We start from the raw sequence: 21,600 nt of genomic DNA, 5'->3' as shown, positions 1-21,600 counted from the left end.
AATTCCTCACTTCTTGACGGAGACGACCGGACCCGAGCCTTCGACGCGGGCACCCGTGGCGAAGAAGTCGTGCAGGTCGTGCGCGAATTCGTCGAACTGGGCGTAGGTCAGGCGGTTCGAGCGCATGAAGAAGTTGTACGCAAGCACGGCCGGGATAGCGGTGAACAGACCGAACGCGGTCATGATCAGAGCTTCACCGACGGGGCCAGCGACCTTATCCATGGATGCGGAGCCGGAGGCGGCGATACCGATAAGAGCGTGGTAAATACCCCACACCGTACCGAGAAGACCGATGAACGGTGCCGACGAACCGACCGTGGCGAGCAGGGTCAGGCCGCCTTCCAGACGCAGGCTCTCGCGAGCAACGGCCTGGCGCAGGGCGCGATCGATGAATTCCGAACGCGACAGGGTCTCGGCGAGACGACCACCGGCAGCTGCCTGGTGATGCGCAACGGCCGAAGCGGCGTCGAGTGCGATCTTCGAGAACGGTTCGCCCTTCGGCTGCTCTTCGAGCACGCGAATGGCTTCCTGCGTCGACGCGGTATTCCAGAAACCCTGGATGACCTTGTCAGCGCGCGAACGCACCATGCTGTTACGGATGAAGTTGGCGACGATGAAGTACCACGAGAGCACGGACATCGCGACCAGCACCACGAACACAATCCAACCGAGGAAGTCGAAGTTGTGGATCAGGTGGTCGAAGCCCATCTGCTTGAGGGCGTCGGCGTTGGAGTTTTGACCTGGATTAGCAGGCTGAGCGGAGGTGTCTTGCAACATAACGCTACCCTTGGGAAGTCAAGCGTGAACTTAATAGATGTAAGCGGTGGGGGCTTACAGCTGGTTTAGGTTGAACGTAACGGGGACACGTGCATAGCCTTCGACGGCAGCACCGCCTCGCTTGCCCGGGTTGAATTTCCAATTCCTGGCCGCGTCTTCTGCTGCCTTGTCCAATTCGCGGAAACCGCTCGACTGGTCAACCTTGATGTCCTTCGGCGAACCGTCGACACCTACGAGGACCAGAAGTACCACCGTACCTTCATGCCGCTGACGAACCGCCTGCGGCGGATACTTTGGCGGATTACGCTGACGGTACGACAGATTTTCGCTAGGCGCGATATCCGCCGGCGGTGCTGGCGGCGCGGGAGGCGCCGGCGGCGGTGCCGGAACAGGATTCGAAGACGCCTCGTCTACTGCCGGCGGCGGCGGAGCCGGCGGCGGCGGTGTCGGTGGCGGTTTCACCTGCTGAATAATTTTCGGCGGCGGCTGCTTCGGGGGCTCCGGAGGCGGCGGCGGGGGGGGCGGGGGCGGCGGCGGCGGTTCGATGAAATCGACCTGAACTACCTTCTCTTTCTGCTTTTCCTGCGACTTAGGCGGCGCCATAGGCGCTACCAGCAGCAGGAAGGCGAACGAGTGCAGAGCGATGGCAACTGCCAACGCGCTGGTGCGCCCCCAACTAAACGGCGCTTGGCCGGTTGATTCGTTACTTGAGGCCATCAGTCACTATCAAGAGCTAATCAAGCGGAAGTGAGCCCGCACTGCTGTCCCGGCGTTCGGCGATTTTTCATTGCCGAAAACGCTGGATTCTGCAAGCGGAAAGATATGCAAGTTACACCAGCATATGGCGTTTGTATAGCGCCTGAAGGGCCGTTTCATGACCGTCCCTTCGGGCACTTTACAAACACTTACTTGGTGTTCTCTGCATTTTTCAACCAGGCGTTTGCCTTGGCAGACGTTTCAGGATCCTGCGCCGCGAGCTTCATGTCCGCGATAGCACCCTGCTTGTTCTTCTGACCACGCTTGGCTTCCGCGCGCACCATATAGGCCTGGCCTTTATGTTGAACGCCCTTGCTGATGGCATCCGTCACCGACTTCTCGGCGGCGGCGTATTGATTCTTCTGGAGCTGGAGGCGAGCAACGCTCAGCGCAACGGAACCATCCGTCGCGAGCGGAGCTGCCTTCTGGTAAGCAGCGAGAGCACCGCTCTCGTCGCCACCGGTGATGGCGGCATCGCCCTGGAGCTTGTAGACCTCGGCGGAGGGCTTGACGGCGCCCTTGGCAATACCGTCGGCGAGCACGGCCTCGGCCTTCTTCGCGTTGGCTTCCTGGCGCTCGCTGTGTTCCTGGCCGTCGATCAGGTAGACCTTGGCAAGGTTCACGTAGAGCTTGCCGCCATTCTCGTCGGCGTGGAACGCGCCACTGGCGCGGCCCTTCTCGAGCAACGCAATGGCTTCCGGATACTTCTGCGCCTGGATCAGCGAGGAAGCAGCGTTCTGCATCACGGTCGGATCGTTCGGGTTCTTTGCCAGTTCGGCAGCCGCGAGATCAGCCGCCTTGTCGCCCTGGCCGGTTTCGGCATAGCTGGCAGCCAGGATCTGGCTCCAGGACGCCTGCGGCTTCGCGTCCGGCATGGACTGCGCCTTGGTGATCGCGGCGATGGCTTCCGGGTACTTCTCGAGGCGGTAGTCGATATTGCCTTCAAGACCGTACGAGTCGGCGGTTTCCTTCTTACCCTGGTCGCGCCATTCGTGCAGCGACTGCAGGGCCGGAGCGTACTGCTCATCGGCAACGAGGAACTGGGTGTACATGTACTTGAGCTGGAAGTACGTGTCGTTCGGCATGACGCCGATATCCAGCGCCTGCTTGAGCGTGGTGATCGCGCCCTTGATGTCGCCGTCGTTGTATTTCATGTTGGCGAGGCCCTGGAGGGCGAGCGCCTGGGCGTACTTGCTGCTGGTGGCCGAGCCATCGGCGAGCGGCTGCAGGATCTGCTGCGCCTTTTCCTTGTCGCCGTTGTTGGCGGCGTCGAGGCCTTCGTTCAGCGCCTTCTGATCCTTGTCGCTCTTCAGGTCGAGCTTGGGTTCCGTCCGGGTGGCGTTCGGGTACAGCGCTTCTTTCTTATCCTTGGGAGCGGCGTCTTTCGCGACGACGGCACCACTGGCAAGAGAAAGGGCGATCGCACTAGCGAGCACCATCTTGATCAAGGAACCCTGTTTCATTGACTGACCTCGGTTGAAGGAGTCGCCGCACAGTTATGTGCGCCGGGGGACTACAGAGGTTAACCTGATTCTATTCCTAAGAACAAGTCGCAGTGCCACAAAAATGTGGAGTCAAAACAATGACTTGTTATATGAATGTTGGCGCTTACGAAATTAGACCAACTTTCGGCCCTTGAAAACGCCATTTTCAGCCCACCTGATAGGAGGTTGGGTCTGGCGAATTAAACTTACAATTCGCGGGCGTATGGAGCAAAAAAACGCCCGGGCATCTCTGCGACCGGACGTTTTTTCTTGCGCGAACGAACGATGTGGCGACCGCGACTTTACACGTCGAGGTTAGCAACCTTCAGCGCGTTCGATTCAATGAACTCGCGGCGCGGTTCCACCGCCTCGCCCATCAGCATCGAGAACATCTGATCGGCGGCCACGGCGTCTTCGACACCGACCTGGAGCATGCGACGCGTTTCCGGATTCACCGTGGTCTCCCACAACTGCTCCGGATTCATTTCGCCCAGGCCCTTGAAGCGCTGGATGGTGCGACCCTTCTTCGCTTCGTCAAGCAGCCAGGTACGGATGTCGGCGAAGCTCAATACGCCGCGCGACGCGTTGCCGCGGCGAACCACGGCACCCGGCTGAAGCTTCAGCTCCGCCAGCTGCTGCGCGATCGACAGGATGGCCCGGAACTCGACGCCGCCGAAGAACGACTGCGGCATGATCCAGATATGGCTGAGGCCGTGCTGCATGCGCTCGACTTCGATCGCCGCGCCCTGCTCGTTCAGTGCCGGGCGGAAACGCAGCGTGTAGGTCGGCTTGCCCAGGCCGCTGGCGCTGAGGCGCTTGGCCAGGCCGTCCAGCCAGGTCTGCATGAGCGCCGGATCCGTCCAGACTGCCTCGGCCATCGGGGCGTGCTCGAGCATGGCCGTGAGCGAGGCAACGTCGAAGCGGTGGCTCAGGCGCGCGATCTGGTCGAGCGCGGTCTGGTAGTCGTGCAGTAGCTTCTCGAGTGCCTCGCCGCCGATAGCCGGCGCGGCCTCTTCCGGGAACAGCGACGCGTTGTCGACGGCGCTGGAGATCAGGTAATCGTTGAGGACGGCGTCGTCCTTGATGTACATCTCCTGCTTGCCCTGCTTCACCTTGTACAGCGGCGGCAGGCCGATGTAGACATGGCCGCGCTGGATCAGCTCGGGCATCTGGCGGTAGAAGAAGGTCAGCAGGAGCGTACGGATGTGAGATCCGTCCACGTCCGCATCGGTCATGATGATGATGCGGTGGTAGCGCAGCTTGTCCGGGTTGTACTCGTCCTTGCCGATGCCCGTGCCAAGCGCCGTGATCAGCGTGCCGACTTCGGCGGACGAAATCATCTTGTCGAAGCGAGCCTTCTCCACGTTGAGGATCTTGCCCTTCAACGGAAGCACGGCCTGGGTACGACGATTGCGGCCCTGCTTGGCCGAGCCGCCTGCGGAGTCACCCTCGACCAGGAACAGTTCGGACAGCGCCGGATCCTTTTCCTGGCAATCAGCGAGCTTGCCCGGCAGGCCGGCGATATCCAGCGCACCCTTGCGGCGGGTCATCTCGCGAGCCTTGCGAGCGGCATCGCGAGCGCGGGCGGCGTCCACGGCCTTGCCGGCAATAGCTTTGCTCTCGCCCGGGTGCTCGAGGAGGAACGTCGCAAACTTGTCGTTGATGACCTGCTCGACCGCGGTTTTCACTTCGCTGGAGACGAGCTTGTCTTTCGTCTGCGAGGAGAACTTCGGGTCAGGCACCTTCACGGACAGCACGGCGATCATGCCTTCGCGCATGTCGTCGCCGGACAGGGCGACCTTGGCGTTCTTGGCCAGGCCTTCCTTCTCGATGTAGTTCTGCAGCGTACGCGTCAGGGCAGCGCGGAAGCCGGTGAGATGGGTACCACCATCGCGCTGCGGGATGTTGTTGGTGAAGCAGAACATCGTTTCCTGGTACGCGTCCGTCCACTGCATGGCCACTTCGACCGTGATGCCTTCGCTTTCGGAGCTGAAGCTGATCACGTTCGGGTGCAACGGGTTCTTCAGCAGGGATAGATGCTGCACGAAAGACTTGATGCCGCCCTCGTAGGCGAAGATGTCCTTGCGCTCGTTACGCTCATCCACCAGCTCGATCGTGACGCCGGAGTTGAGGAACGCGAGCTCGCGCAGGCGCTTCGCCAGGATGTCGTAGTGGAATTCGATGTTGTTGGTAAACGTGGCGGGGCTCGGCAGGAAGCGAACCATCGTGCCTCGGCGATTGGTATCGCCGAACACGGAAATCGGGGCCACCGGGTCGCCGTGGGCGTATTCCTGACGGTTTTCCTTGCCATCACGCCAGATCGTCAGCCAGAGCTTCTCGCTCAGGGCGTTGACCACGGAGACGCCGACGCCGTGGAGGCCGCCGGAGACTTTGTACGAGTTCGCGTCGAACTTACCGCCGGCATGCAGGACCGTCATGACGACTTCGGCCGTCGACCTGCCCTCTTCCGGATGTGTCTCCACGGGGATACCACGGCCGTTGTCGGCCACGCTGACCGAACCGTCCTGGTGGATGATGACCGTGACGTAGTCGCAGTAACCGGCCAGCGCCTCGTCGATGGCGTTATCGACGACTTCGAAGACCATGTGATGCAGACCGGTGCCATCGTCGGTATCGCCGATGTACATGCCGGGGCGCTTACGGACGGCATCCAGTCCCTTGAGGACCTTGATGCTGCCGGAGTCGTAGGCGTTCGAATTGGTCGGATCGAGAGGTTCGTTCATGCGATGCCTGGTGATGGCGCAGGTTTCGGCCCCGAACGGCGCGGAGAGCTCGGGACAGTCGGTCGATTATAGCAAAGCCGAGACGAGACCCTGTTCCACGTGGAACACAGTGACCGGCTGATCGATGAGGGCGGACGGGATCTCGGTTCCCGTCACGAATACCTGGACGTCGCGGCCAAGAAGCTGCGCAACTACCCACTCTTGATGGGTACGATCAAGCTCGGATGCAAGGTCGTCAAGGCAGACGACAGGCCATTCTCCACGGATTTCGGCGTGCAGGGATGCCTGGCCAAGAAGGCACGCCAGGGCACACAACTTTTCCTGACCGCGAGACAGATGCTCGCGCAGCGGCGCGTGCTCGAAGATGACGGTAAAGTCAGCGCGGTGAGGTCCGACGGTGGTGTGTCCGCGCCCCAGGTCACGTTGCCGCCGCTCGGCCAGCGTCGAAAGGAGATCCGAGCCCTCATCCCACCCGGGCTTGTAGCGCAGGGTGAACTCGCCGAGCTCGGGCAAGACGTTGGTCGTGAAACCCTGGATATGCGGCAGCAGGCGTGCGATGTAATCGCGCCTGAAGCTAGTGATGGCCTCTCCTGCCCCGGCGAGTTCCGATTCCCAGGGTTCAATGAGACTGGACTCGATCATGCCACCGTTTCGAAGCAAGGCGTTCCGCTGCTTTAGGGCACGTTGGTAACGCCGCCATTGCCCAACGAAGGAATGTTCCACGTGGAACAGACCCCAATCCAGGAAACGGCGGCGCTCATCGGAGGCGCCTGCGATCAGGTCATGTGACCCGGGTTCAAAGCAGACCACGGCGCACTCCTGCACCAGCGAGCCTAACGAAGCCGCGGCGTCGCCATCCACGCGGGCAATCCATCGCCCCCCTTCCCGGCCGAGGCCCAGACGCCTGATCCTGCCGTCATCCGAATGAACTTCGGCAAAGACGGACAAAGCAGCCGCTCCACGCTTGAGGAGCACATCGCGAGACCCCGCCCGGAATGAGCGGCCGTGCGAAAGCAGATAGGCCGCCTCGAGGACGCTGGTCTTGCCAGCGCCGTTGGCTCCGACGAATACGTTGATCCCCGCAGCTGGCGACAGGGTCACTCCTTCCAGGCAACGCAGGCCAGCGATTCTCAGCGACTCGAACTTCATGCCAAACCAGTCCCCATCCAAAACGAACGACGCCGGGGTGTCGAAGACATCCCCGGCGTCGTGGGCCGAACTCTAGCCTGCCTGACCGTCAGAGGCGAAGCGGCATCACCACGTGGCGCGCTTCGTCGTTGCCCTCCTCCTGCAGGAGGCAGCTCGACTGGGCATCGCGGAGATTGATGCGAACCTTGTCACCGCGCAGCGCACTGAGTGCGTCCAGCAGGTAGCCGACGTTGAAACCAACCGCGAGATCGTCGACAACGGTCTCCGCTTCGACTTCTTCCTGGGCCTCTTCCTGCTCGGGATTATGCGCAACGATCTTGATACGACCTGGCGTCAGCTCGAGCTTTACACCGCGGTACTTCTCGTTCGAAAGGATGGCTGCGCGCTGCAGGGCACTCTTGAGCACATCGCGCTCGATCGTGGCCGACTTGTCAGCGCCGAGCGGAATGACCGCCTCGTAGTCCGGGAAGCGCCCGTCGATGAGCTTGGAGGTAAAGACCACGCCACCGCGACGAACGCGCAGGTGGTTACGGCCAAACTCCAGTTCTACCGTGCCTTCGCCCGATTCGAGTAGTCCAATCAGCTCATTGACGCCCTTGCGGGGAATGATGATCTGGCGACGTGCGGTCACCGAGCTTTCCAGCTTGGTTTCTTTCAGTGCCAGACGGTGGCCGTCGGTAGCGACGCACCGCAGCGTGTGCTCCTGGAGATCCAGCAGCATGCCGTTGAGGTAGTAGCGGACGTCCTGGTTCGCCATGGCGAAGGCCGTGCGGTCCATCAGGTCGCGCAGGACTTCTTCGGGAAGCGAGACGCGCTCGACCAGTTCGATCTCGTCGACAACCGGGAACTCGGTCGCCGGAAGCGTAGCGAGCGTAAAGCGGCTACGGCCTGCGTTGAGCGCGATGCGTTCGCCGTTGAGCTTGATATCGATTTTGGCGCCATCGGGAAGCGCACGAACGATATCGAACAGCTTGCGGGCCGGAATCGTGATCTCGCCATCCTGGACCGCGTCAGCGGCGGTGGTGGCGACCATTTCGACTTCGAGGTCCGTGCCGGTGAACGAGACTTCGCTACCGGAGGCGCGAACCAGAAGGTTGGCCAGTACGGGCAGGGTCTGACGACGTTCTACGACACCTACCACTTGCTGCAGAGGTTTGAGCAGAACCTCCCTCTGGATGCTGAATTGCATGCGCCCCTTCTCCTGCTTTTAAGTTTTAAGATTTTATAGTGGTTGTAGTAGGGCCGGTGGATATCTGGAGAAGCCTGAATTCCTAATATATTTCAGTAACTTACTTTTTGATATCGACTGTGCCCAAGAGGCGGTGCCATGTGTGCAGCTTGTGGATAACTTCGAGGGTCAAATTCATCCTCCGTCCATCCACCTATTATCCACAGGTTCTCAGCCCGTCAATATGCGGATGAGTTGTTCCCAGTCCTGTCGCATACGCACGTCCTTTTCGCAGAAACCTCGGATGGTGCGGCAGGCATGGAGCACCGTCGTGTGGTCACGGCCACCAAAGGCTTCCCCGATCTCCGGGAGGCTGTGGTCGGTCAATTCCTTGGATAGCGCCATGGCCACCTGCCGGGGACGTGCCAGGGAGCGCACACGGCGTTTGGACAGCAGGTCGGACAGGCGTACCTGGTAGTAGTCAGCGACCATCTTCTGAATATTGGGAACCGTGACCGCCTGCGCATGCGTGTTCAGCAGGTCGCGCAGGGTCTCCTCCGCGAAGTCCGTCGTGATCGGCTTACGGTAGAAGTTGGCACGAGCCGCTAGCGTGTTGAGCGCGCCCTCGAGGTCGCGCACGTTGGAGCGGATGCGCTTGGCCAGCAGCATCGCGACGTCCTCGGACACTTCCATGCCCTTGTCGGCGGCCTTGGAAAGCAGGATCGCCGCACGCGTCTCGAAGTCCGGTGGCTCGATCGCGACCGACAAACCCCAGCCCAGGCGAGACTTCAACCGCGGCTCGAGCTTGTCGAGCTCCTTCGGATAGCGGTCGCACGTGAGGATGATCTGCTGCTTCGCCTCGAACAACGCGTTGAAGGTGTGGAAGAACTCTTCCTGCGTCGTGTCCTTGCCGGCGAAGAACTGGATATCGTCGATCAGCAGCGCGTCCACCGTACGGAAGCGGCGCTTGAACTCGTCCATGTTCTTCTGCTGCAGGGCTTTCACCATGCCGCTGACGAACTGCTCCGAGCGTAGGTAGAGCACCTTTGCATCGGGATTGTTCTGCATCAGCAGGTTCCCGGCGGCATGCATGAGATGGGTCTTACCCAGGCCCGTGCCGCCGTAAAGCAACAACGGGTTATAGGCTCGGCCGGGATTCATCGCTACCTGCATGGCCGCGGCCTTGCCCAACTGGTTCGACTTGCCTTCAACGAAGGTATCGAACGTGTAATGGGGGTCGAGGTTGTGCACGTGGGGCGCTTCGGGCGCCGCTTCCCGGGCGGGGCGCGGAGGCGCCGCCGCCGGGGACGATGCCACGGGACGCTGGGGCGTCGGCTTCAAGGCAGACGAGCCCACTTCCAGGCTCACCGGCACCGGATGCCCGAGCAGGTGTTCGGAGATCGTCTGGATCTGTTTCAGGTATTCGTCGCGGACGGTGTCCAGCGAGTACGGATTCGGGGCGAACAGATGCAGCCCGCTGGCGTCTTCCCTGGCCTGCAACGGCATTAACCAGGTCTGGACGTCCTCGGCGCTCAATTCGCCTTCAAGACGCTCGAGACAGCGCCTCCAAAGATCACTCATCGGGTATTCTTGCCACAGAAAGGGCGCTTGCGCGCGGGGTGGACACCGAAGTCTACCAGCGTTCCGCCCGTACCTCGGGGTTCGCCTAACGGGCACTCCGCTGTTCTTGCGTGGCCAAGCGGTTGACACTTCAACGGATTGTCGGCCATACTTTCCGGCCATATTCATTCTTCACCCGGATTAAGAGTCATGAAGCGGACTTTCCAGCCCAGCAAGCTCAAGCGCGCCCGCACCCACGGCTTCCGCGCCCGCATGGCGACGGCCGATGGTCGCAAGATCATCAATGCCCGCCGCGCGAAGGGTCGCAAGCGCCTGATCCCGTAATCGGTTCGCCTGTCGTGCGTGCCGCAGCCATGCCGCGCGAAGCGCGGCTCCGCCGCGCCGCCGACTTCGCAGCCTTGCGAACAGTCAGCGGACGCCTCGGCGGCCGCTGTTTTCTTTTGCGCTTCGGAAACAACGATGTCGACACGGCCCGGCTTGGCCTGGCCATCTCCAAGCGCTGTTCCAAGCGCGCGGTCGACCGTAACCGGATCAAGCGCCTGGCGCGTGAGGCGTTTCGCCGCGCGCGCATTGCCCTACCCCACGTCGACATCCTGGTCATGGCGCGCGACAGCGCGGTCAAAGAGACCGGCGAAGCCCTGCTGGCCGAGCTCGACATGCTCCTGCGCAAGGTCCGGCCGTTGAAGCGCGAAGGCGCCGACGGCACAATCGCGCGTTGACCTTCTTCTCACCGTCGTCCCCGCCTTTCCTGGACACCACCAGGCCAAGGCGTCATCCGGATCTGGCCCTGCAATGAATCAAACGCGCACGCTCCTCTTCTTCGCGCTCATGTTCGTGGCGTATCTCTTGTGGACCGAGTGGGAGAAGGACTACGTCACTCCGCCGGCTCCCCCTGCGCCCACCGGCCAGACCACGGCTGGACAAGCAGGCGCTGACGCTGCTGTTCCTGGCGCGACCAGCCCGGCTGGCGTCCCGAACGAATCCGGCGCTCCGGCGGAAGGCAAGGCCGAGCTGGTCACGCTTTCCAATGACCTGCTGCGCCTGACCATCGATACCCGCGGCGGCAGCATCGTTCGTTCCGAACTGCTCGCCTACCCGACCGAGCCGGAGACGAAGAAGAATCCGACCTCCCCGCCGGTTCGCCTGCTCGACGACGAAGGCGCGCATTTCTTCGCCGCCCAGGATGGCCTGGTCAGCAACACCGGCGCCGCGCCGGACCATCGCGCGCTGTTCCATGCCGAGAAGACCGAAAGCATCCTCGCCGATGGCCAGAAGGCGGTCAGCATCGACCTGACCTGGACGGATCCGTCCGGCGTGAAGGTCATCAAGCGTTACACCCTGAAGCGTACCGACTACGTGGTCGACCTCGACCAGCGCATCGAGAACGGTTCGTCCGCGGTGTGGAACGGCAATGCCTATCACCAGCTGCAGCGGATCCCGGCCGAGAAGGTCAACTGGTTCAAGGCCTACACCGATCCGGCGCAGCACAGCTTCTTCGGCGCGGCCTGGTACAGCCCGGAAAGCAAGTTCGAGTCACTGCCCTTCGTCGACTTCACCAAGAAGCCGCTCAACCGCCAGATTACCGGTGGTTGGGTAAGCATGCTCCAGCATTACTTCTTCGTGGCCTGGATTCCGCCGGCCAACGAAGCGGTGACCTATAGCAGCAATATTGTCAACCCGAATACCGCCACGCCGCGCTACCTCGTCCGCGCCTTCGGCCCGGCGATCCAGGTTGCTCCGGGTCAGGCCGCCGACAGCGTCGCGCGTCTGTATATCGGTCCGAAGCTGCAGGGCACGCTGGACGTCATCGCGCCGGGCCTCGAGCTGACCAGCAACTACGGCTGGTTCACCATCATTGCCCAGCCACTGCACTGGCTGCTCTCGCAGTTGCACGCGATCAGCGGTAACTGGGGCGTCGCGATCATCCTGCTCGTGCTGCTGATCAAGGCCGCGCTGTTCAAGCTCACCGACGCGCAGTTCCGTTCGGGTGCGCGCATGCGCAAGCTGCAGCCGCGTGTCGCCGCGCTCAAGGAGCGTTACGGCGACGATCGCGTCAAGATGCAGCAGGCGATGATGGAGCTGTACAAGAAGGAGAAGGTCAACCCGATGGCCGGCTGCCTGCCCATCCTGATCACCTTCCCGATCTTCATCGGCCTGCTCCGCGTGTTGTCGGAATCCATCGAGCTGCGTCACGCGCCGTTCTTCGGCTGGATCCACGATCTGTCCGCGCCGGATCCCTTCTACGTGTTGCCGGTGCTGTACTTCATCGTGACCCTGCTCACGCAGCGCATGATGCCGACGGCAGGCATGGATCCGACACAGGCCAAGATGATGAAGGTGATGCCGCTGATCTTCGGTGTCTTCTTCGCCTTCTTCCCCTCGGGCCTGGTGCTCTACTGGACGATCAACGGTGCGACCAGCCTGCTCCAGCAGTGGTGGATCAACCGCAGCATCGATCAGGCCGACCTCAAGGCCAAGACCGCATAACCCACGAGCGGCGCGTCGAAAGACGCGCCGCTTCGCTATCGAAGGTAAGGAAATGAATCACGGCGACGACACCATCGCGGCCATCGCTACTGGCGCCGGCGCGGCTGGGGTCGGCGCCGTTCGTGTTTCCGGGCCGTTGGCTCCGGTGATCGCCAGGGCATTTCTCGGCCGCGAACCGGAGCCGAGGCATGCGCACTTCGCGGCCTTCCGCGACGGCAACCGTGAACTGATCGATCGCGGCATCCTTCTGCACTTCCCCGGGCCGGCGTCTTACACCGGCGAACACGTCCTCGAGCTGCAGGGGCATGGCAGCGCCGTGCTCCTCGATGCCCTGCTTCGTCGTTGCGTCGAACTCGGCGCGCGTCTGGCGCGACCGGGTGAATTCACCGAACGTGCGTTCCTTAACGGGAAGCTCGACCTGGCCCAGGCGGAAGCCGTTGCCGATGTCGTTGCCGCGACGTCGGAAGCGGGTGCACGTGCGGCGCTTCGTTCGATGGAAGGCGTGTTCTCGGCGCGTGTCGACGCCTTACTTGCAGAGATGATTGCGCTTCGCGTCCATATCGAAGCCGCCATCGATTTTCCCGAAGAGGAGATCGACTTCCTCGCCGATCCCGTCATTGGCGAGCAGTTGACGTCGTTGCGCGCGAATCTCGATACGCTGCTCGCGGAGACCCGCCGTGGTGTTCGACTCAATGACGGGATCACGGTAGCCATCGTCGGTCGTCCGAACGCGGGCAAGTCGAGTCTGATGAATGCGCTTGCGGGACAGGAGCGGGCCATCGTCACGGACATCGCTGGTACGACGCGCGACGTGTTGCGTGAGTCGATCAGTATCGATGGCGTGACGCTCGAGCTGGCCGACACCGCTGGCTTGCGCGACTCGGTGGATATCGTCGAACGGGAAGGGATTCGCCGCGCGCGCGCGCAGTTGGAGCGATGCGATGTTGCTCTGCTCGTCACTGACGCTGACCACGCCGCTTCGGATCTCGCATTCTTCGAAGGCACGCCGACGCACGCGTCACGCGTTGTTATCGTCAACAAGATCGACCTGGCGCAAGCGCCGGCACACCGAGAATCCCACGAAGGCCACGAGACACTCTGGTTGTCTGCGTTGACAGGCGACGGACTCGACGCACTTCGCGCCATGTTGAAAGACCTGGCGACGGCCGGCGCGGGCGACGGCGCATTCAGTGCACGACGTCGACACGTCGTGGCGCTGGAGGTGGTCCGCGAGCATCTTTCCGGCACAGCCGATGCGCTGCATGGATCGCATGCCGGCGAGCTGGCTGCGGAAGAACTTCGTCAGGCCCAGCAAGCGCTGGGCGAGATCACCGGCACCTACTCGTCCGACGATCTGCTAGGTGCCATTTTCAGTTCGTTCTGCATCGGTAAGTAGGGCACGCCAACCGTCAGTGTCCCTAAGGTTTGACGACCGAAACTCCGCAACCTACAAAGTCACGAATATTCCTCGTCGCCAGGACTGCTCCGCGCGAATGCACGATGGAAGCGATCATCGTGTCCGCATGTCCCACGGGTTGTCCCATCGAGCGTCGAATTGATCCGATGACGGCGTACGCGTCTGCCGCGTCACGGTCAAAGCCTAACAGCCGTCCCCGTAGATCGATCTCGAAAACGTCATGGGCAAGGCACCGAAGCAGATCGCGCCGCTTTCCGGAAGGCATGATCTCAATGCCGTACATGAGCTCGGCACGAGTAACCGATGTGGTAACAATCATCGAGTGAGTGATGCTGTCAATCCAATCCATGACGCCCGGATCGGGCTGAGGCCGCAGCATCTCGGACAGAACATTGGTGTCTAGCACGATCACATATCAAAGCCGGGCGGGTCGCGCATCGGCTCGCGCGGCGGGAGTTCGATGTCGACGCCACCGAGCGCATCCACGCGGCGGCGAATGGACCTGATCATCTCCACCGAGTCACAGATTTCCACCGGGAGTGCAGCGCGAAGAATCTCTCGCACTTCGTCCTCCATGGAGCGGCCGTGGATGGCGGCCTGCTTGCGGAGTTGGGCCTCGAGCCATGGGTCAATATTGCGAATCATCATGATCGACATGGTATGTCCCTCCATCGACGGCTTCATATTAGTCATCGACTGGAATCGCGGCAAGAAAATGCCTTCGAAGAGTCAGGGATACCTCAATACGGATTTAGTTAGAAAGAAATTCCTCAAGAATCGGCGCCGTGGGAACGGGTTCTGCGCTGATGTGAGAGCTTCGCCGATGAATCGGCTCCCACAAGAGCGAGGACACAGCACCGGGTGCCGGGCATTGATGTGGGTCGTACATAAGTCAAAGCGGAAATGGATGGCTACTGCGGTTCCGTGGTCATCGGTACCTTGTCCTCAACGAAACGCGCTGCTGGCCTCCATCGAGGCGGTGGCTAACTCACCGAGGACACATCATGAAAATCAGCGGCAATACCATCTTCATCACGGGCGGCGGCTCGGGCATCGGTCGCGGTCTGGCCGAGGCACTTCACGCCAAGGGCAACAAGGTCATCATCGGTGGTCGTCGTCGCACCCACCTGGATGCGGTTGTCGCCGCGAACCCCGGCATGAGCGCGGTGCAGATCGACGTCTCGGATGTCGCGGACGTCGAGCGAGCAGCTGCTGAGCTCATCAAGGACTTCCCGACGCTGAATGTCCTGATCAACAACGCCGGCATCATGGAGCTCGATCATGCCGTGGGTCGCCTCGACGACAAGCAGTTGGTCTCGACGATCACCACCAACCTGATCGGCCCGCTGCGCCTTACCTCTGCGCTGATCGATCACATCAAGACACAGCCGGATCCCACCGTCGTCTACAACAGTTCGGTGCTTGCTTTCGTGCCGCTCGCCTTTACGGCCGTCTATTCCGCGACGAAGGCTGCCTTGCACTCGTACGTACTGTCGCAGCGCTTCCTGCTCAAGGAAGACGGCGTCAAGGTGCTCGAGATCGCACCGCCGTGGGTTCGTACCGAACTGATGAACAGCCAGGAGGCCGAGCTCGCCATGCCGCTCGACCAGTTCATCGCCGAGACGATGGCGGTACTGGAGACGGAAGCGGACGAAATCCTGGTCGACGCTGCGCGCCCGATGCGCGACAACGCCGGTCCTGCCGAGCACGCGTTCGTTAACGGTTTCAACACCCAGGTCTCCGCCATCTTCGGCGGTGGCTGATTGCGACGCGGTCGCCTGTCAGTAAGGCAGGCGACCCAGTCCGGCATCGATGGCCAACTCGGTCACGAGATGCTCGACGACGGCGCGCGCTGCGGCGCGCGTTGCGCGTCCCAAGGGGAAGTAGGCGTAAACCGGGATATCCACGGTGTTCCAGTCGGCCAGCAGGCGAACGAGCGAACCGTCTGCCAGTTCTCGCCGGCAGGCCCAACTGGTGGTGGACGTGATGCCCATGCCAGCTACGACAGCAGCCATGGCGCCCTCGTTCTCGTTCGTGCTGAAGTGTGATTCCACCTCGATCGTTGTCCACTCGCCGCCGCGCTCGAACTGCCACCCACTCGACACGACGGACGCCGGACCCGAGACGATACGGTGGCCGACCAGTTCCTCCGGAGATGTGGGCGTGCCCGCTTCAGCCAGGTACGCGGGCGAGGCGACTATCATCCGGTCAATCACGACGAGCGTTTTCGCCGTGCCACTCGGATCCGGCTGGGAGCCAGCACGGATGGCGACATCGACAGCGTCACGGACCAAATCCTGGCGACGATCCTCCAGCAATAACTGCAACTCGACTCGCGGATGCTTCGCCGCGAACGATGCAAGGCGTGGAATGATTTCACGCATGCCGAAGCTTGTCGGCATGCTCATGCGCAACAAGCCGCGAAGCTCGCCGCCGTCGCGCACGCTATGTTCCGCGTCGTCCAGTGCGAGAAGGATCGGCTCCATGCGCGCCAGGAACTCCGAGCCGGTTTCGGTCGGCACCACGGCCCGCGTGGTTCTTGAAAGCAGACGTACGCCGAGATCGGATTCGAGGTCAGCGATGATCCGCGACGCCTGCGATTGCGACAGTCCGCACTCACGCGCGGCGGCGGAGAAGCTGCCGAGTCGCGCGACACGCGTATAAAGCTTGAGCGCAAAGATGTCTTTCATGCGGGATCCGGAACCTGCGGATTGATGTATCGACCACATGGAAGATAGCGGAATCCGGTGGCTACAGCGTCCGGAACAAGAGCAGGTCGCGCTGCGCGTCGCTGCCGACATGAAAGACATGTTCACCTACTTCGACAAAGCCGAACTTCGCATAGAAGCGTAAGGCCCTCGCATTTCCCTCCCAGACGCCGAGCCACACGCCATCGGCGCCTCGGTTCGCCGCTTCGTCCAGGGCCGCCTGCATGAGAGAAGCGGCGACGCCTCGGCCGTGCCATGGCGCATCGACATAGATGCGATGAATTTCGATCGGCTCCGAAGCGGAAACACAACTCGAATGCTCGCCCGAGCGGACCTGCGTGAAGCCGGCAAGCGATGCGCCATCGGTGCAGAGCAGGGTCGTGATGTCCGGATCGGCGATCTCGGCGCGCTGTATGGATTCGCCGTAGTTGGTCCGGCAATGCTCGGCCATCTGCTCCCGAGTGGTCGACCCGTCGAAGGTGGCGCGAAACGTTCGCTCCATCACATCGGCGAGCGCCGCCGCATGTGCGGCGGTGGCGCTGTGAAGTTCGAAGGTAGGCGGCATCAGATCGCGCGTTGTCATGAAGGCAATTTACAACGGCACGCCAGGTCAGTCAGCAGGCTTCCGCCGCGGCACCAGACAGAGTCCGCTTTTCCGCGGCAACCGAGGCCGCCCAGATGCCGAGGCCGGCGACGGCCAGCAGGCTGCCGACCCAACCGGGCGAGGTCCAGCCGTAACCGCCGGCGATAGCCAGTCCGCCCAGGAAGGGACCGAGTGCGTTCGCGGTATTGAATGCCGAATGATTCAGCGATGCCGCAAGGCCCTGCGCATCGCCCGCGACATCCATGAGTCGCGTCTGCAATACGGTGCCCAGCGCACCGCCGATACCGATGCAGAACACATCCAGGCTCAGCAGCCAGATGTTGCCGGCGGTGAACGGGAAGATCGCCAGGATCACCATGCTCCACACCAGCAGTACGCCGGCGGTACGCATCAGCGCGCGATCGGCGAACACCGGCACCACCATGTTGCCGATCGTCATGCCGACGCCGAACACGCCCATTACCCAGGGCACGGACGAGAGCGGCATCTTCGTGACGCTTATAAGGATGTCCGCAAGGTAGGTGTAAACAGCGAACATGCCACCGAAACCGATCGCGCCGATGGCCAGGGTGTACCAGACCTGCGACCGCTTCAGCGCGCTGAGCTCGCGCAACGGGCTGGCCTTGGCATCGGCCGGCGTGTCCGGCGCGAAGATGGCGACGGCCGTGATCGTAAGCATGCCGAGCACGGCGACCAGGGCGAACGCCCAACGCCAGCCCACGGCCTGGCCCAGCCAGCTTGCCAGTGGTACGCCGACGATTGTCGCCACGGTGAGGCCGAGGAACATCTGTCCCACAGCGCGCGTGCGGCGGTTCGCCGGTACCAGCGAAGAGGCGACCAGTGCCGCGACGCCGAAGTACGCGCCATGGGGCAGCCCGGCGAGGAAGCGGAATACCAGCATCCAGTGATAGTTCGGCGACAGACCGGTCAGGCCGTTGAACACCGTGAACATGGCCATGAGGATGAGCAGCAGCCGGCGGCGCGGCACGCGCGCGCCAAGTACCGTCATTACCGGCGCGCCGACGACCACGCCCAGCGCATAGGCGCTGATCGTATGGCCCGCGGTCGGTGCGTCGATGCCCAGGCCCTGCGCGAACAGGGGCAGCATGCTCATCGAGGCGAATTCGGTTGTACCGATGGCGAAGCCGCCGACGGCGAGCGCGAGGATCACCAGGCCGACGTGCGGCGCGCGGACGGGCGGGTTACCCGGATCGAGAGCGGGTGCGGAAGCGGACATGGGGGACTCGGGGAGGTGGGGCCACAGCGCGTGGTGCGACGCAGCATGCGTCTAGGATACGCCCTGCATGCGCTTGCACCAAGCGCGCCCCAGGTGTTTCAGGTGGTGCCGTCATCCCGGATGAGGTCGATAAAGGCCCGCAACGCCGAGGTCACCCGACGCTGTCGCGGGTAATAAAGCATGAAGCCGGGATACGACGGGCACCAGTCCTCCAGGACACGCACCAACCTGCCCTCCGCGATCATGTCGGTAACCTGCTCTTCGAGCACGAAGGTCAGGCCCACGCCCGTCAGCGCCAGGTCCAGCGAAAGCCGGAAGTCGGCGAAGGTCAGCCGGCCGGGAACATCCACATCCAGCTTGCGGCCGTTCTGCTCGAACTCCCACTTATAGATACGCCCGCTGGGAAACCGGAAGCGAATGCACTCGTGGCGCAGCAGGTCGTTGGGATGAAGCGGCATCCCGTGCGCGGCGAGATAGCCGGGGGTCGCGACGCAGACACTCCGGTGGGGACCGCCGATCGGCACGGCGATCATGTCCTCGGGCACCTGCTCGAGGAAGCGGATTCCCGCGTCGAAGCCCGACGCCACGATATCGATCAGGCCGTCGTTATCCACGGCCTCGAAGCGCACATCCGGGTAGGCGGCCAGGAAACGGGGCAGCAGCGGCGGCAGGATCAGCTGGGCGGTGATCCTGGGCATGTTGATCCTCAGCGTGCCCGAGGGCGCGGCGCGGAAGTCATTCATCTCCTCCAGCGCGTCGCCGACATCGCGCAGGGCGGGTTCCAGCCTCTCGAGCAATCGCTGGCCCGCTTCGGTCAACGACACGCTCCGCGTGGTCCGGTGAAAGAGCATCACGCCGAGGCGCTCTTCGAGGCCACGAATGGCGTAGCTGACGGCCGAGGTCGACAACGTCAGCTCCGCTCCCGCTTTGCGGAAGCTGGCATGGCGCGCCACGGAGGCGAAGGCGGCGAGATGGGAAAGGTTGTCGGGACGCATGATTGTGCAGGATACCTCAACGGTTCATCCCGGAATCCCCGCTGGCGGCGCCATTCACGGGCTCGTATTGTTGTGGACTACAGATTAAACCCACAACGATAAGGACGACTCCCATGATCGATGTCCGCGGATTTGCCGCCACCAGCGCCACCACGCCGCTCGCCCCGTTCAAGTTCCAGCGGCGCGAGCCGGGCGAGCACGACGTCCGTATCGAGATCCTTTACAGCGGCGTCTGCCATTCCGACCTGCACCAGGCCAAGGGCGACTGGGGTAACTCCACCTTTCCGATGGTGCCGGGCCACGAGATCGTCGGTCGCGTCGTTGCCGTCGGTTCGGCCGTGAAGAAGTTCAAGGTCGGCGATTTTGCCGGCGTGGGCTGCATGGTCGACTCCTGCCGTACCTGCGAATCCTGCAAGCAGGATCTCGAGCAGTACTGCCTGACCCACACCAGCTTCACCTATAACGGCACCGAGCAGGACAAGACCACGCCGACCCAGGGCGGCTACTCCACCGAGATCGTCGCCGCCGAGCGCTTCGTGGTGAAGATCTCCGAGAAGCTCGACCTCAAGGCCACCGCTCCGCTGCTGTGCGCCGGCATCACCACCTACTCGCCGCTGCGCCACTGGAAAGTCGGCAAGGGCCAGAAGGTCGGCGTGATCGGTCTCGGCGGTCTTGGCCACATGGGCGTGAAGTTCGCCAAGGCCATGGGTGCCCACGTCACCATGATCACCACCTCCGCCTCGAAGGGCGAAGACGCCAAGCGTCTCGGTGCGGATGCCGTGCTGCTCTCCACCGATGCCGAAGCCATGAAGGCGGCCGCCGCCAGCTTCAACTTCCTGCTCAACACGGTGCCGGTGTCGCACGACATCAACCCGTACACCAACCTGCTCAAGCTCGACGGCACCATGGTGCTGGTCGGCGCGCTCACCCCGCTCGACGGTGTGGTCGGCGGCAGCCTGATGCTCCCGCGTCGCACGATCGCCGGCTCGGCTATCGGCGGCATGGCCGAGACCCAGGAAATGATGGACTTCTGCGCCGAGCACAACATCGTGTCGGATATCGAAGTGGTCGACATGGCGTCGATCAATGAGACGTATGTGCGCCTTGCGAAGAACGACGTGCGCTATCGTTTCGTGATCGACATGGCGACGATGCCGGCGTGATGTAACACCCATCGCCGGCATAGCCGGCTCCCACACAGAGCCGGCTCCCACAAGGTCGCCGTAACCCTGTGGGAGCCGGCTATGCCGGCGATGCTCTTGCCCGGTGCGCGCCGATTGATCGGCAACGCTCTCAAAAGGACACGGCTTGAAGCGCTTCCTCCGCTACACCCTCATCCTCGTCGCCCTCCTCGCCGCCTTCCTGGTGTTCGTCGCCATCAGCGCCTGGTCGAACATCGGCACGCTCCCCGACGCCGCGCAAACTGCGAAGGACGCAAAGTCGCCAGAATGGCGCGACGGCAAATTCGAAAACCCGCTGCCGATGTACACCAACGTCAAAGGCGGCGTACTGCAGATGCTGAAGTCGGCGCCAGGCGAAGAGCCCGACGCGCCCGTGCCGACGATGGACTCGTCTGCGTTGTACAAGACGCCGCCGGCTTCCGGCCTGCGCGTTACCTGGTTCGGCCACTCTTCGATGCTTCTCGAAATCGACGGCACCAACATCGTCGTCGACCCGCTGTGGAGCGAGCGCGCGTCGCCGTTCTCGTGGCTGGGCCCGAAGCGCTGGTACGAACCACCGGTGCCCATCGATCACCTGCCACATGTGGATGCGGTCATCGTGTCGCATGACCACTACGATCACCTCGACCGCGCTTCCATCCAGGCATTCAATGCTCTCGGCGTCCGCTTTATCGTGCCGCTAGGCGTGGGCTCCCACCTTCGCGGTTGGGGCGTGCCGCCCGATCGCATTACCGAACTCGACTGGTGGCAGGACGCGAAGGTAGGCAACCTGACCATTGTGTCGACACCCTCACGACACGCGTCTGGCCGTCTTTCCGCACGCAGCGATGTAACGCTCTGGACCGGCTATGCATTGATCGGCAAGCAACACCGCGTGTTCTATTCCGGTGATACCGGTTTCAACGACACCTTCGCTGATGTCGGCACGAAGTACGGCCCGTTCGATGTGAGCCTCATCGAGTCGGGACAGTACGACGCGCAATGGCCCGACTGGCATCTCGGTCCCGAGCAGGCGATGAAGGTGCACGAGGAGGTTCGCGGCAGGGTGCTCATCCCGGTGCACTGGGGGCTGATCAAGCTTGCGCATCATGCGTGGACCGAACCGCCGGAGCGTATCCTGGCCGCGGCGAAATGCAGCCACGCCGATGTGCTCGTGCCGGAGCCGGGGCAGGCGGTGGAACCTTCGCTCCACCCGGTGGTCGCTCGCTGGTGGCCGGAGCAACGCACGGCCACGGCGCAGGAAAAGCCGATTGTCGCCTCGACGCACGGCGATCCCGCGCAGAAGTTTGAGATTCCAACCTGCCCGTAATTA

20 protein-coding genes are annotated in these 21,600 nt (G+C 62.6%); 7 read left to right on the top strand and 13 right to left on the bottom strand.

Annotated features, from left to right (window positions below):
- Positions 1-6: 6 nt before the first annotated feature.
- From ACVWWJ_RS00575 to dnaA, 7 genes are all read right to left on the bottom strand, one after another.
- Complete coding sequence (locus ACVWWJ_RS00575) at positions 7-777, bottom strand: MotA/TolQ/ExbB proton channel family protein (RefSeq protein WP_063571453.1); 771 nt, start codon at positions 775-777, stop codon at positions 7-9.
- Positions 778-831: 54 nt separating this feature from the next.
- Positions 832-1,434, bottom strand: a complete 603-nt coding sequence (locus ACVWWJ_RS00570) for an energy transducer TonB (RefSeq protein ID WP_456966378.1) — start codon at positions 1,432-1,434, stop codon at positions 832-834.
- Positions 1,435-1,682: 248 nt separating this feature from the next.
- Positions 1,683-2,996: a tetratricopeptide repeat protein gene (locus tag ACVWWJ_RS00565; protein WP_200851439.1), complete on the bottom strand. Its 1,314-nt coding sequence runs from the start codon at positions 2,994-2,996 to the stop codon at positions 1,683-1,685.
- Positions 2,997-3,319: 323 nt separating this feature from the next.
- The gene (gene gyrB, locus ACVWWJ_RS00560) at positions 3,320-5,761 is read right to left on the bottom strand and encodes a DNA topoisomerase (ATP-hydrolyzing) subunit B (protein WP_159888877.1); all 2,442 of its coding nucleotides are present in this window, start codon (positions 5,759-5,761) and stop codon (positions 3,320-3,322) included.
- 66 nt (positions 5,762-5,827) lie between these two features.
- Positions 5,828-6,910 carry a DNA replication/repair protein RecF gene (recF, locus tag ACVWWJ_RS00555; RefSeq protein WP_456966377.1) on the bottom strand — a complete coding sequence of 361 codons (1,083 nt, stop codon included), beginning with the start codon at positions 6,908-6,910 and terminating at the stop codon, positions 5,828-5,830.
- A gap of 88 nt (positions 6,911-6,998) precedes the next feature.
- Positions 6,999-8,099 (bottom strand): DNA polymerase III subunit beta, encoded by a 1,101-nt coding sequence (gene dnaN / locus ACVWWJ_RS00550; RefSeq protein WP_159888873.1) that lies wholly within the window; start codon positions 8,097-8,099, stop codon positions 6,999-7,001.
- A gap of 210 nt (positions 8,100-8,309) precedes the next feature.
- The gene (dnaA, locus tag ACVWWJ_RS00545; RefSeq protein ID WP_159888871.1) at positions 8,310-9,659 is read right to left on the bottom strand and encodes a chromosomal replication initiator protein DnaA; all 1,350 of its coding nucleotides are present in this window, start codon (positions 9,657-9,659) and stop codon (positions 8,310-8,312) included.
- 189 nt (positions 9,660-9,848) lie between these two features.
- Here dnaA and rpmH point away from each other — a divergent pair, with 189 nt between their 5' ends.
- From rpmH to mnmE, 4 genes are all read left to right on the top strand, one after another.
- On the top strand, positions 9,849-9,983 hold the full coding sequence (rpmH, locus tag ACVWWJ_RS00540) for a 50S ribosomal protein L34 (RefSeq protein ID WP_007082494.1): 135 nt from the start codon (positions 9,849-9,851) through the stop codon (positions 9,981-9,983).
- 29 nt (positions 9,984-10,012) lie between these two features.
- Entirely contained in the window at positions 10,013-10,378 is a 366-nt protein-coding gene (gene rnpA / locus ACVWWJ_RS00535; protein ID WP_063571929.1) for a ribonuclease P protein component, read from the top strand.
- A gap of 73 nt (positions 10,379-10,451) precedes the next feature.
- Entirely contained in the window at positions 10,452-12,146 is a 1,695-nt protein-coding gene (gene yidC, locus ACVWWJ_RS00530; RefSeq protein WP_456966376.1) for a membrane protein insertase YidC, read from the top strand.
- A 52-nt stretch (positions 12,147-12,198) separates the two neighbouring features.
- Positions 12,199-13,542, top strand: coding sequence for a tRNA uridine-5-carboxymethylaminomethyl(34) synthesis GTPase MnmE (gene mnmE, locus ACVWWJ_RS00525; RefSeq protein WP_456966375.1), 1,344 nt, complete (start codon positions 12,199-12,201; stop codon positions 13,540-13,542).
- A 22-nt stretch (positions 13,543-13,564) separates the two neighbouring features.
- On the opposite strand, the gene ACVWWJ_RS00520 is transcribed toward mnmE, so the two are convergent.
- Both ACVWWJ_RS00520 and ACVWWJ_RS00515 read right to left on the bottom strand, forming a co-directional pair.
- On the bottom strand, positions 13,565-13,975 hold the full coding sequence (locus tag ACVWWJ_RS00520; RefSeq protein ID WP_456966374.1) for a PIN domain-containing protein: 411 nt from the start codon (positions 13,973-13,975) through the stop codon (positions 13,565-13,567).
- The gene (locus tag ACVWWJ_RS00515) at positions 13,972-14,220 is read right to left on the bottom strand and encodes a FitA-like ribbon-helix-helix domain-containing protein (RefSeq protein WP_159888863.1); all 249 of its coding nucleotides are present in this window, start codon (positions 14,218-14,220) and stop codon (positions 13,972-13,974) included. The genes ACVWWJ_RS00520 and ACVWWJ_RS00515 overlap by 4 nt, the downstream gene beginning before the upstream one ends.
- A 347-nt stretch (positions 14,221-14,567) precedes the next feature.
- On the opposite strand from ACVWWJ_RS00515, the gene ACVWWJ_RS00510 reads away from it, so the two are divergent.
- The gene (locus ACVWWJ_RS00510) at positions 14,568-15,326 is read left to right on the top strand and encodes an SDR family oxidoreductase (protein WP_456966373.1); all 759 of its coding nucleotides are present in this window, start codon (positions 14,568-14,570) and stop codon (positions 15,324-15,326) included.
- An 18-nt stretch (positions 15,327-15,344) separates the two neighbouring features.
- Here ACVWWJ_RS00510 and ACVWWJ_RS00505 read toward each other — a convergent pair whose 3' ends face one another.
- From ACVWWJ_RS00505 to ACVWWJ_RS00490, 4 genes are all read right to left on the bottom strand, one after another.
- The gene (locus ACVWWJ_RS00505) at positions 15,345-16,253 is read right to left on the bottom strand and encodes a LysR family transcriptional regulator (RefSeq protein ID WP_456966372.1); all 909 of its coding nucleotides are present in this window, start codon (positions 16,251-16,253) and stop codon (positions 15,345-15,347) included.
- 61 nt (positions 16,254-16,314) lie between these two features.
- On the bottom strand, positions 16,315-16,854 hold the full coding sequence (locus ACVWWJ_RS00500; protein WP_456966371.1) for a GNAT family N-acetyltransferase: 540 nt from the start codon (positions 16,852-16,854) through the stop codon (positions 16,315-16,317).
- A 31-nt stretch (positions 16,855-16,885) separates the two neighbouring features.
- Positions 16,886-18,112 (bottom strand): MFS transporter, encoded by a 1,227-nt coding sequence (locus ACVWWJ_RS00495; RefSeq protein ID WP_456966370.1) that lies wholly within the window; start codon positions 18,110-18,112, stop codon positions 16,886-16,888.
- A 98-nt stretch (positions 18,113-18,210) separates the two neighbouring features.
- Complete coding sequence (locus tag ACVWWJ_RS00490) at positions 18,211-19,107, bottom strand: LysR substrate-binding domain-containing protein (RefSeq protein WP_456966368.1); 897 nt, start codon at positions 19,105-19,107, stop codon at positions 18,211-18,213.
- A gap of 113 nt (positions 19,108-19,220) precedes the next feature.
- Here ACVWWJ_RS00490 and ACVWWJ_RS00485 point away from each other — a divergent pair, with 113 nt between their 5' ends.
- Both ACVWWJ_RS00485 and ACVWWJ_RS00480 read left to right on the top strand, forming a co-directional pair.
- Positions 19,221-20,270, top strand: coding sequence for an NAD(P)-dependent alcohol dehydrogenase (locus ACVWWJ_RS00485; RefSeq protein WP_456966367.1), 1,050 nt, complete (start codon positions 19,221-19,223; stop codon positions 20,268-20,270).
- Between the two features lie 145 nt (positions 20,271-20,415).
- Positions 20,416-21,597 carry an MBL fold metallo-hydrolase gene (locus tag ACVWWJ_RS00480; protein WP_456966366.1) on the top strand — a complete coding sequence of 394 codons (1,182 nt, stop codon included), beginning with the start codon at positions 20,416-20,418 and terminating at the stop codon, positions 21,595-21,597.
- The last annotated feature ends 3 nt before the right edge of the window (positions 21,598-21,600 follow it).

The sequence above is a fragment of the Luteibacter sp. HA06 genome, from assembly GCF_054061215.1.
This window is presented reverse-complemented; position numbering and strand designations above follow the sequence as displayed.